Source organism: Mameliella sp. AT18, from assembly GCF_028807275.1.
GTDB classification, from domain to species: Bacteria; Pseudomonadota; Alphaproteobacteria; order Rhodobacterales; family Rhodobacteraceae; genus Antarctobacter; species Antarctobacter albus.
Genome location: NZ_JARAMO010000316.1, coordinates 58,233 through 68,862 on the forward strand (window position 1 = coordinate 58,233; position 10,630 = coordinate 68,862).

Consider the following 10,630-nt stretch of genomic DNA (forward strand, 5'->3'; position numbering starts at 1 on the left):
CGATGCCCCGCGACGACGCCCCGACCGAACAGAAACCGACGGTCATGGAGACGGCGAAATTGGAGCATGTGTCGAGTTCAAGGCGCGAGGCTCAGAGAAAATGAACCCGGATTCGCGCAAGCCGGGAAAACGGCCAGGCTGGTCTGCCAAAACCGCTTGCCAGCGCTCATCTGGTCGGCGGGGGATGCGACGGGAACCCTTGCCAAGACGTTGAAACTGTTACGCGTTACAGAAACGGTGACAGGACGTTCGACACAGGTGCTTGATTTTTTGGCGCACCCGAAAGGATTCGAACCTTTGGCCTCTGCCTTCGGAGGGCAGCGCTCTATCCAGCTGAGCTACGGGTGCTTCGCGGCTGTCTATAACCGCTCGCCCGCACCGCCGCAATGGGGTGCGGGCGCAAAAGCGTCAGGGCTTTTTGCCCTGCGCCAGCATGGTCATCTCCGGGATCATCGCACCGACGCTCACGTCCTGGAAGCCCGCCGCGGCCAGCGCCCCTTCCAGCCAGCCCGCATCCAGCGAGCGTGCCTCGGGGGTAAAGGCCGTGTGCTGCAACTGCCAGAGAGCGGCAAGACCGGGGCCGGTGCGGTCCTCGTTGACGATGAAATCATGGATCAGCACCATACCGCCGGGGTTGAGCACGTTGAAGGCCTGCGCGATGAGCCCGGCGTGGGTCTCCCCGGGGACGCCGGAAAAGAGGTAGGACATCAACACCACGTCCTGCCCCTCGGGCCAGGGCGTTTCCAGCGCGTTGCCGTCCAGGTAGCTGATCCGGTCCGACAGGCCCGCCTTTTCGACGTAGCCCCGCCCCAGCGCCGCGACATTGGGAAACTCCAGCACCGTGGCCGTCAGCCCGGGGTTCTTCTGGCAGAGGGTGATGTCGAAGGCCGCCGTGCCGCCGCCCACGTCCAGCATCTTTGTCTTGCCGGTCAGGTCCAGCGAGCGGGCCAGTTGCCGCGCCGGGCCAAGCGAGCCGGCATGCTGGCTTTCGGAATAGAGCTTTGCCTCGTCCGGATCCGAGAACCAGTCGGCATAGGACGCGGTGTCCTCATCGCTCATTTCGCCCGACAGCGCGCCCTCAAGCTGTTCCATCAGCGGGTACATCTGCTTGCCCACCTGCAGGCGCAGGTAATCCGAGAAATCGTATTTCGCCCCCTGGACCAGAAAGGCCTCGGCGGCGGGCGCGTTGGAAAAGCGCCCCTCCTCGACCGCCACCAGCCCCATGCCCGCCAGCGCCGTGAGCAGCGTCATCGCTCGGTCCTCGTGCATCTCGGCGGCCTTGGCCAGCTCTCCGGCCGTCATGGCGCCCTTGGCGAGATGGGTAAAGACCTCGAGCTCGAGCGCGGCGAAAAGCGCCTTCGAGCCCATGAATCCAAATGCGATCTGCGAAATCTCGTCGGCTTCGGTCAAAAGGGGCATGCGGGTCTCCGGGTTGTTGCGTCCCGTGCAACCTGCCAAGATGCGCCCCGGAATTGAACCGCCTGCCGGGAAAATAACCCGTTCCGCTGCGGCACTGCCCCTTTTTGGGGCGTTCAGCCGAACAATTCGTGCGCCAGTTCCAGCGCGTCGACCAATGCGTCGATCTCGCCCTCGGTGTTGTAGAGGCCCATCGAGGCGCGGCAGGTGGCCGTCACCCCCAGGTGATCCATCAGCGGCCCGGCGCAATGATGGCCCGCGCGCACCGCCACGCCCTTCTTGTCGAGAATGGTGGAAATGTCATGCGCATGCCCTGCCCCCTCCATCGTGAAAGAGAAGATCGCCGCCTTGTCCGGTGTCGTGCCCTGCACGCTGAGCCAGTTCAGCCCGCCCAGTTTCGACACCGCGTAGTCGCGCAGGCGGGCCTCATGCGCGGCGATGTTCTCCATCCCCAGGCCCATCATGTAGTCCAGCGCCACGCCCAGGCCGATCTGCTGGACGATTCCGGGCGTGCCGGCCTCGAACTTCATCGGCGGGTCGTTCCAGGTGATCTCGTCCTTGTGGACCTCGCGGATCATGTCGCCGCCGCCCAGGAAGGGGCGCATCTCATCCATGCGGGCGCGCCTGATCCAGATCGCACCGGATGCGGAAGGACCGTACAGCTTGTGCCCGGTGATGGCGTAGAAATCGCAGCCGAGGTCCTCGACGTTGACCGGCATGTGCACCGCCGCCTGCGAGCCGTCGACCAGCACCGGCACGCCCTTCTCGCGCGCGCCGTCGCAGATCGCCTTCACATCCACCACGGTGCCCAGGACGTTCGACAGATGCGTGACGGCAACCAGTTTTGTCTTCGGCCCGATGGCATCCACCACCTTCTGCGGATCGAGGTAGCCTGTGCTGTCCACATCCACCCACTTGATCTTGACGCCCTGCCGTTCGCGCAGGAAATGCCAGGGCACGATATTGGCGTGGTGTTCCATCACCGACAGGACGATTTCATCCCCCGCTTCCAGGTTCGGCATGGCCCAGCCATAGGCGACAAGGTTGATCCCCATCGTCGTGCCGGTGGTATAGACGATCTCCTCGGGGTCCTTGGCGCCCAGGAAACGCGCCACGGTCTCGCGCACGCCTTCGTATTTCTCGGTCGCCAGGTTGGACAGGTAATGCAGGCCCCGGTGGACGTTGGCGTATTCCTCGGCATAGCCGCGCGTCACCGCGTCGATCACCACCTGCGGTTTCTGCGCCGAGGCGCCGTTGTCCAGGTAGACCAGCGGCTTGCCGTTCACCTCGCGTGCGAGGATCGGAAAATCGGCGCGGATCGCCTCGATATCATACATTGTCCAACATCCCTTCCGGTGTGACCCCGGCCAGGGTCAGTATCAGCGAGACCGCAAAGGCCATCGCAAGCATGCCCAATACCAATACGGCCAGAGCACGCAAGAGGCTGCGCAATTGATGCGCCTCGTCCAGGAAATTCACCGCGATCCAGACGCCAAGCGCGGTCGCGGCCATTGTCACCAGCCCCGCAAGTGCCAGCGAGACCGGCACCACCAGCAGCGTCGCGGCCTGCACCAGCACGCGCAGACCCTGCATCCAGATCATCAACAGCGCGATTTCCTCGACCCGGGCGCGGCCGCCGAACAGCCGCCCCATCCAGGTCAGGGCCAGGATCGTCGCCGCCAGGGCCAGGCCCTGCATGACCAGGAAACTGACCGGTCCGCCGATGAATCCCGGCGCACCTGTCGGATCCAGCAGGATCGACAGGCCAAAGAGCAGCGCGTTCAGCACCACCACCAGCGCAAAGCCCGTCAACAGCGCCTCGCGGTTGGGGCGGATCGACAAAAGCAGCGCCGCGACCTCGCGCGGGTTCGTGACGCTTTGCAGCGCCAGTTTCAGGAACCCGTCCAAGGTCACGCCGGTTCCGCCCCGGCGTTCAGGCGCCGCGCCTCGCGCAACCCGCTGCTCCAGAACCAAAGGAAGGCGGCGAACCACAGGATGCCGACCAGCGTCAAGGCCCCCCCCGGCCCGATGAACCCGGCCACCAAGCCATTGAGCAGCGCCAGCGGCGAGGCCGCCAGCAGCGCCCAGAACAGCGCCAGCCGCGTGCCGTAGCCGTCGATCGGACGGCCAAGGGCACGCGCGACAAGCTGGCTCAGCCCGGCGATCAAGTAAAAGATCAGCGGCAGGAAGATCAGCGTCGCCAGCAGCGCGCCCCCAAGCGCAGGTTGCAGTTCGGTGTCTTCCAGGTGCGCCTCGCGGGCGAGGCGCGGCCATTGCGCGACGAACATCACGCCGCAGGCCCCCATCAGGTAGGCCAGCGCGCGCGGCTCATGCGCTCCGCGCGCCAGAAGCGCGCGCAGCACCTTGCCCGGCCCGCGATAGCTGGCCGCGATATCCGTCGTGACGCTCACGGCTCAGCCGCGCCGCCGCGCCAGCCAGCCAGCGACCCGTTCCACCAGGTCTTCCTGCAGGCTCTCGTCCTCGACCTCCTGCACCGCCTCGGCGATGAAGGCGATGGTCAGCAGGTCCTCGGCGGTGCCGCGCGGCACGCCGCGCGCCCGCAGGTAGAACAGCCCGTCCTCGTCGATCGCGCCGCTGGTCGAGCCATGCGAACAGGCCACGTCATCGGCGTAGATCTCGAGTTCAGGCTTGGCGAGGAACTGGCTGTCCTCGTCCAGAAGCAGCGACTGGCTGATCTGGTAGCCGTCGGTCTTCTGCGCGTCGGGTTTCACCAGGATCTTGCCCTGGAAGACGCCGGTTGCGCCGTTGCGCAGCACCTTCTTGAACACCTGGCGGCTTTCGCAATTCACCGCGTCATGGGTGACAAAGACCGTGTCGTCATGGTGGAAGTCACCGTCGCCCATGCAGGCGCCCGCGACATGCGCCACCGCATCGTCACCGGTGAATTCCACGACCACCTCGTTCCGGGTCATGGCGCCATTAACAGAGAGCGTGAAGCTCTTGAAAACGCTCTCCTTCTCCAGCCGGGCAAAGACATGCGTCGCGGCGCGGCGCTCATGGTCGCGGCCCTGCGCACGGATGTGATGCAGGCGCCCGCCCTCGGCCAGGTCGACCTCCATGCACTTGTTGAAGCGCGCGGCGGCGGGGCCGTTTTCCAGGATCGTCGCCTCGGCGCCCGCGTCCACCTTGATGACATGATGCAGGATCCCGTCGGAAGTGTCCGAGACGTGGCGGTAGATCAGGCTGATCGGCTTCGACGGCTTTCCGGTCACATGGATCAGCAGGCCGTCGGTGGCGAAAGCGGTGTTCAGCGCGGCCAGAGGACGCGCCACCGGGTCCTGCCCGCGCGCCTCAAGAACACCGTACAAGTCCTTGGCCCAATGAATATCTTTCGCCTCGGCCAGCCGGTCGATCGTGACCCCCTCAAGGCTCGGGTCATCGGACTCCTCGGCGGAAAAAACACCATCGACAAAGACCAGTTTCAGCCGGTCCCGGCTGTCGAACAGCGGCGTCTCGTCGGTTTCCAGAACCCGCGCGGCAGGCGCCTCGGCGCTGACCAGCGTGTCGGGCCGGGTGAACTTCCAGTATTCGTCACGCGCATTGGGCAGGCCCATCGCCCGCAGCCGCGCCAGCGCCTCACGTCGCGCGGGCTCGGCCCAGCCGCCCTCTGGCAGGCTCAGCCCCGCGATCCGCGCCTCTGTTGCGTCCTGTTTCGCCTGCGGCAAAGCCATTACGCCACCTCCTCGAGGATGTCCGCATAGCCGTTCTGCTCGACTTCCAGGGCCAGCTCGGGGCCGCCTGTCTTGATGATGCGGCCATTGGCCATGATGTGCACCACGTCCGGCTTGATGTGGTCCAGAAGGCGCTGGTAGTGCGTGATGACCAGGAAACCCCGGCCCTCGTCACGCAGCGCGTTCACACCGTCGGCCACCAGCTTCATGGCGTCCACGTCCAGGCCCGAGTCGGTCTCGTCCAGGATGCACATCTTGGGTTCCAGCATGGCCATTTGCAGGATCTCGTTGCGCTTTTTCTCGCCGCCCGAGAAGCCGACGTTCACGGGGCGCTTGAGCATTTCGGCGTCGATCTTCAGGTCCTTGGCCTTGGCCCGGATCACCTTGAGGAACTCGGCCGAGGACATCTCCTCCTGCCCGCGCGCCTTGCGCTGCGCGTTCACGGCGGTGCGCAAGAAGGTCATGTTGCCCACCCCGGGAATCTCGACCGGGTACTGGAACGCCAGGAAAAGGCCCGCGGCGGCGCGTTCCTCGACTTCCATGTCCAGCAAGTCCTCGCCCAGCAGCGTTGCAGAGCCGTCCGTCACCTCGTACCCGTCGCGGCCCGACAGGACGTAGGACAGGGTCGACTTGCCCGAGCCGTTCGGCCCCATGATCGCGTGCACCTTGCCCGCCTCGACGGTCAGGTCGACGCCTTTGAGGATTTGCTTGTCCTCTTCTTCAAGTTTGACGTGCAGGTTCTTGATTTCCAGCATTTTCTTTCCTTTCACTCGACCTGGCACCACAGGATCTGACGATCTGAACCGCGGTGCCCTTGGCCGGCTCCATCAGCATGTTGTTGAATATTTCACTAACCGGATCGACGCCCGCATTCGCGTTCCCCCTGGGCGCTTACCACATCCACCAGCCGCAGTTCTGCGGCAGAAAGAGAGGTGTCACGCAACGCCGGACGTCCAGCGCGCTCCAGACATCCAGCCCGGGCAAGAGCGGCGGGTCAAAGCGCGGACCGGCGGCCAGCGCCGGTTCCTGCCAGCCGACACCGCTGACCAGCATCAGGATGCCGGCCAGCAGCAGAACAGCCTTGCCCGCGCCGCGCAGGCTCACCCCACCGATCCTTCGAGCGAGATGGCGACAAGCTGTTGCGCTTCCATTGCAAATTCCATCGGCAGCGCCTGCAGCACGTCGCGGCAGAACCCGTTGACCACCAGTGCCACGGCTTCTTCCTCGTCCATGCCGCGCTGGCGGCAATAGAACAGCTGGTCGTCGTCCACCTTGGACGTCGTCGCCTCGTGCTCCACCCGGCTCGAGTTGTTCTTGACCTCGATATAGGGAACCGTATGCGCCCCGCATTTGTCCCCGATCAGCAGAGAGTCGCACTGGGTATAGTTGCGCGAGTTCTTTGCCTTGGGGTGCATCGACACCAGCCCGCGATAGGTGTTCTGCGCCACGCCAGCCGAAATCCCCTTGGACACGATGCGCGAGCGCGTGTCTTTCCCGAGGTGGATCATCTTGGTGCCGGTATCGGCCTGCTGATGATTGTTGGTGATGGCGATGGAATAGAACTCGCCCTGGCTCTCGTTGCCGCGCAATATGCAGGACGGGTATTTCCAGGTCACGGCAGAGCCGGTTTCCACCTGCGTCCACATGACCTTGGCCCGGTCGCCACGGCAATCCGCGCGCTTGGTGACAAAGTTGTAGATGCCGCCCTTGCCCTCTTCGTTGCCGGGATACCAGTTCTGCACCGTGGAATATTTCACCTCGGCGTCTTCCTCGACGATGATCTCCACCACGGCCGCGTGCAGCTGCGCGGTATCGCGCTGAGGTGCGGTACAGCCTTCGAGGTAGCTGACATAACTGCCCTTGTCCGCGATGATCAGTGTCCGTTCGAACTGCCCGGTGTTTTCCGCGTTGATGCGGAAATAGGTCGACAGCTCCATCGGGCAGCGCACGCCCGGCGGGACGTAGACAAAGGACCCGTCAGAGAACACGGCCGAGTTCAGCGTCGCGTAGAAATTGTCCGAGACCGGCACAACCGAGCCCAGGTATTTCCTGACCAGCTCGGGATGCTCGCGGATCGCCTCGGAGATCGAGCAGAAGATCACGCCGGCCTTCTTCAGCTCTGCCTGGAAGGTCGTGCCCACGGAGACAGAATCGAACACCGCGTCCACGGCGACCTTGCGGTCACTGTTGCGAGCGTCCGCCGGCATGGCCTCGGCCCCCTCGACACCCGCCAGGATCATCTGCTCCTTCAGCGGAATGCCCAGTTTTTCATAGGTTTCCAGCAGCTTGGGATCGACCTCGTCCAGCGACTTGGGCTTTTCCATCATCGACTTGGGGCGGGCGTAGTAATATTGCTCCTGGAAGTCGATTTCCGGGTAGTCGACCATCGCCCAGTCGGGCTCTTTCTTCTGCAGCCAGCGTTCGTAGGCCTGCAGCCGCCAGTCAGTCATCCACTGGGGTTCTTCGTTCTTTTCCGAGATCAACCGCACGATGTCCGGCGTCAGCCCCTTGGGGGCGTATTCCATCTCGATGTCGGTTTCCCAGCCGTGCTTGTAGGTGCCAACGGACTTGACGGCATCCACCGTCTCCTGGTCGACACCCTCTTTTACCGTCACGTCTTCAAAAGCCGCCATCGGGTTCCCTTCCTTTCACGCGGCCCGTGCCCGGTGCCGCTGGTACTTGTCGATCCATGCCGCGCAGAACCGCGTCACGTCTTCTTCCGTGGTCTGCAGACCCAGGCTCACCCTGATGGCGCCGCCCGAGGTCGCGTCGTCGTATCCCATCGCCTCCAGAACCCGGCTGCGGCGAACCTTGCCGCTGGAACAAGCCGAACCGGCGCTCACGGCAAATCCCGCCAGGTCCATCTGCATCACCTGCGTTTCGCCCTTCCACCCGGGGGTCGCGAAACAGCTGGTATTCGGCAAACGGGGCGAATCTTTCCCGACAAAAATAGTTACGTCAGAAGAAGCCTCAAGAGATTCTTCTAGAATGTTTCTAAGTTTTTCCACCCGCGCCCAGGCCCCGGACGCCACGTCACGCTGTGCCGCCTCCGACGCCGCACCGAATCCGGCGATGCCGATCACGTTTTCCGTTCCGCTCCGCCGGCCCATCTCCTGCCCGCCCCCACGCAGGATCGGCAGAGGATCGTCGCGGGTGAAATTGATCAGGGCGCCCACACCCTTGGGCCCGCCGATCTTGTGCGCCGAGAGGATCATGTAGGACGGCTTGCCGCCCTCCGGGTAACGCACCGGCATCTTGCCCGCCACCTGGGTGATGTCGCAGACCACCGCCTGCCCGTCGCGGTTCGCCACCACGGCGCGGTCCGGCTGCATGATCCCGGTCTCGCTGTTGGCGGCAGAGATCGCTAGCAACCCGGCATCCTCCCCACCCTCGCTCCAGGCCAGCAGGCAGTCATGCTCCGTGGGCAGCGCGGCAAAGCGCCCGCCATACCGGTCCTTCTGGGCCACCGCCAGCGCCGCCGCCTCGGTCGCCGAGCCGGTAAAGACCACCTGGCTGGCCATGCAGCCCACCAGCTGGGCCACCTGCGCCCGCGCCGCCTCGACCATCCCCTTGGCCGCGCGTCCTTCAGCATGGACAGACGAAGGGTTTCCGACCACGTCCATCGCCCGCAGCATGGCCGCGCGGGCCTCGGGGCGCAGTGGCGTCGTCGCGTTATGATCCAGGTAGACCCGGCTCATGACATTCCCCACGGGGCGGCAGCCCCCTGCTTCTTTGGTTTGGAAATACCTCGGGGTCTGGGGCAGAGCCCCAGCCGGCGGCCGCAGCCGCCTTCACCTGCGCGCCGCAGGCGCTCCGCCGGATCACGCCTTGTCATCATCGACCACGGAAAAGATCGAGGGCACCGCCGGACAGGGGGCCAACGTGTTGTCCACCACGTCCGACAGCCGCGTCTGGTGCAGGAAGACGTAGACATGCGCCGAGAGGCTCTGCCACAGGCGGTTGGTCAGCGATTGCGCGCGACTGCCGGACAGCGCGCCCGAGGCGCCCGCCCCCTTGTGCATCGCGTCCACGGTTTCATCCACGGCGGCCAGCACATCGACCACGCGGATCTCGGTCGGTGGGCGCGACAGGCGATAGCCGCCGCCCGGGCCACGCACCGACTCGACCAGGCCCGCCCGCCGCAGCTTGACGAACAACTGTTCGAGATAGGGCAAGGAAACGTCCTGCCGGCGCGAGATATCGCCCAGCGTCACCAGGTCCCCGGCTGGCTGAAGCGCGATATCCGCCAAAGCGACCATCGCATAGCGTCCCTTTGTGCTCAGTTTCACGGCGTTTACGCCCCCAAGTACCGCGGCAATTGACCTTGACCGCCACATTGCCTATCTGCTTCGCAGCCCGGACCACGCCCGAACCGATTTAGAACTCTTCTAAAGAAGCCGCGTGTTTTGGTCAAGAATTTCAGGCACGCCGCGGTCACGCGCCCGTCGCCACTGTGAAGGAGCTGTTCCGCCCCATGCCCGAGGTCATCTTTCCCGGACCCGAAGGCCGTCTCGAAGGCCGTTACCACCCGCAAAAGGACCGCGATGCGCCGATTGCCATCGTGCTGCATCCGCATCCCCAGTTTGGCGGGACAATGAACAACAAGGTTGTCTACAACCTGCACTACGCCTTTTACAACATGGGCTTTACCGTGTTGCGGTTCAATTTCCGCGGCGTGGGCCGGTCCCAGGGCGAGTACGACCAGGGCGTGGGCGAACTTTCCGACGCCGCCTCGGCGCTCGACTACCTGCAGTCGATGAACCAGAACTCGAAACACTGCTGGGTCGCGGGGTTCTCCTTCGGCGCCTGGATCGGGATGCAACTGCTGATGCGCCGCCCCGAGATCACCGGCTTTGTCTCGGTCTCGCCGCCCGCCAACATGTATGATTTCTCGTTCCTGGCGCCCTGCCCCTCTTCGGGCCTGATCATCAACGGCGCCGCCGACCGCGTCGCCCCGCCGGCGGATACCCGCGCGCTGGTGTCGAAACTGCACGAGCAGAAGGGCATCCAGATCACCCATGAAGAGGTCGAAGGCTCTGGCCACTTCTTCGAGGAACCGCATATGGAGACGCTGATGGACAGTGTCTCGACCTATGTGAAACGCCGCCTGACCGAGAACACCCGCTAACCGGAGGCCCGCATGTCCGTCGTCGACGACCTCGCAGACAAGCTTGCCCGCGACACGATCAAGGCGATGGACGCCCTGGGGGATGAGAACCTGCCGGAACAGGTCGCCAAGGTGCTGGGAGCCTCGTCCCCCTCCTCCGAGGAGATCTTTCGCGCTGCGGTCCGCATCCGCCTTGCCGAGCGGCGGGCACGGAATTTTCTCAACGATCACGTCCAGCGGGCGCTGGACGCGAAAAAACGCGGCGACGCGGCGCCCCAGGCGCTGGCACCCGGCGCCGACAACGAGAACCTGTGATTGCCAGGTGCGGCTTAAGGTTTAGAATTCAAAACCTTGCCCGCCGTTATCAACCCTTTGAATGCGGTAATGTCGGACCGGGGCTCTGCCCCGGACCCCG

12 protein-coding genes and 1 tRNA gene are annotated in these 10,630 nt (G+C 64.6%); 2 read left to right on the plus strand and 11 right to left on the minus strand.

Translation table 11 applies throughout. From position 1 onward, the window contains the following. Positions 1-271: 271 nt before the first annotated feature. The 11 genes from PVW46_RS27065 to iscR all read right to left on the minus strand — a co-directional run bounded on the left by PVW46_RS27065 (position 272) and on the right by iscR (position 9,397). Positions 272-348 (minus strand) — tRNA-Arg (locus PVW46_RS27065). A 60-nt stretch (positions 349-408) separates the two neighbouring features. Next, the gene (locus PVW46_RS27070) at positions 409-1,419 is read right to left on the minus strand and encodes a methyltransferase family protein (protein WP_069208785.1); all 1,011 of its coding nucleotides are present in this window, start codon (positions 1,417-1,419) and stop codon (positions 409-411) included. 113 nt (positions 1,420-1,532) lie between these two features. Next, entirely contained in the window at positions 1,533-2,753 is a 1,221-nt protein-coding gene (locus tag PVW46_RS27075; protein WP_069208784.1) for a cysteine desulfurase, read from the minus strand. Then, positions 2,746-3,330 (minus strand): YIP1 family protein, encoded by a 585-nt coding sequence (locus PVW46_RS27080; RefSeq protein ID WP_069208783.1) that lies wholly within the window; start codon positions 3,328-3,330, stop codon positions 2,746-2,748. Before PVW46_RS27080 ends, PVW46_RS27075 begins: the two co-directional genes overlap by 8 nt. Continuing rightward, positions 3,327-3,827, minus strand: a complete 501-nt coding sequence (locus PVW46_RS27085; RefSeq protein WP_069208782.1) for a YIP1 family protein — start codon at positions 3,825-3,827, stop codon at positions 3,327-3,329. Before PVW46_RS27085 ends, PVW46_RS27080 begins: the two co-directional genes overlap by 4 nt. Positions 3,828-3,830: 3 nt before the next feature. Further along, positions 3,831-5,108 carry a Fe-S cluster assembly protein SufD gene (sufD, locus tag PVW46_RS27090; RefSeq protein WP_069208781.1) on the minus strand — a complete coding sequence of 426 codons (1,278 nt, stop codon included), beginning with the start codon at positions 5,106-5,108 and terminating at the stop codon, positions 3,831-3,833. Further along, complete coding sequence (gene sufC / locus PVW46_RS27095; RefSeq protein ID WP_069208780.1) at positions 5,108-5,863, minus strand: Fe-S cluster assembly ATPase SufC; 756 nt, start codon at positions 5,861-5,863, stop codon at positions 5,108-5,110. The genes sufD and sufC overlap by 1 nt, the downstream gene beginning before the upstream one ends. Positions 5,864-5,999: 136 nt before the next feature. Beyond that, positions 6,000-6,212, minus strand: a complete 213-nt coding sequence (locus PVW46_RS27100) for a hypothetical protein (RefSeq protein WP_069208779.1) — start codon at positions 6,210-6,212, stop codon at positions 6,000-6,002. Beyond that, positions 6,209-7,741, minus strand: coding sequence for a Fe-S cluster assembly protein SufB (gene sufB / locus PVW46_RS27105; RefSeq protein ID WP_069208778.1), 1,533 nt, complete (start codon positions 7,739-7,741; stop codon positions 6,209-6,211). Before sufB ends, PVW46_RS27100 begins: the two co-directional genes overlap by 4 nt. Positions 7,742-7,756: 15 nt before the next feature. Beyond that, entirely contained in the window at positions 7,757-8,806 is a 1,050-nt protein-coding gene (locus PVW46_RS27110) for a cysteine desulfurase family protein (protein ID WP_069208777.1), read from the minus strand. A 123-nt stretch (positions 8,807-8,929) separates the two neighbouring features. Next, positions 8,930-9,397, minus strand: a complete 468-nt coding sequence (iscR, locus tag PVW46_RS27115) for a Fe-S cluster assembly transcriptional regulator IscR (protein WP_043143368.1) — start codon at positions 9,395-9,397, stop codon at positions 8,930-8,932. A 185-nt stretch (positions 9,398-9,582) separates the two neighbouring features. On the opposite strand from iscR, the gene PVW46_RS27120 reads away from it, so the two are divergent. After that, positions 9,583-10,236, plus strand: coding sequence for an alpha/beta hydrolase (locus PVW46_RS27120; RefSeq protein WP_043143366.1), 654 nt, complete (start codon positions 9,583-9,585; stop codon positions 10,234-10,236). 12 nt (positions 10,237-10,248) lie between these two features. Beyond that, positions 10,249-10,530, plus strand: coding sequence for a hypothetical protein (locus PVW46_RS27125; RefSeq protein ID WP_043143365.1), 282 nt, complete (start codon positions 10,249-10,251; stop codon positions 10,528-10,530). The last annotated feature ends 100 nt before the right edge of the window (positions 10,531-10,630 follow it).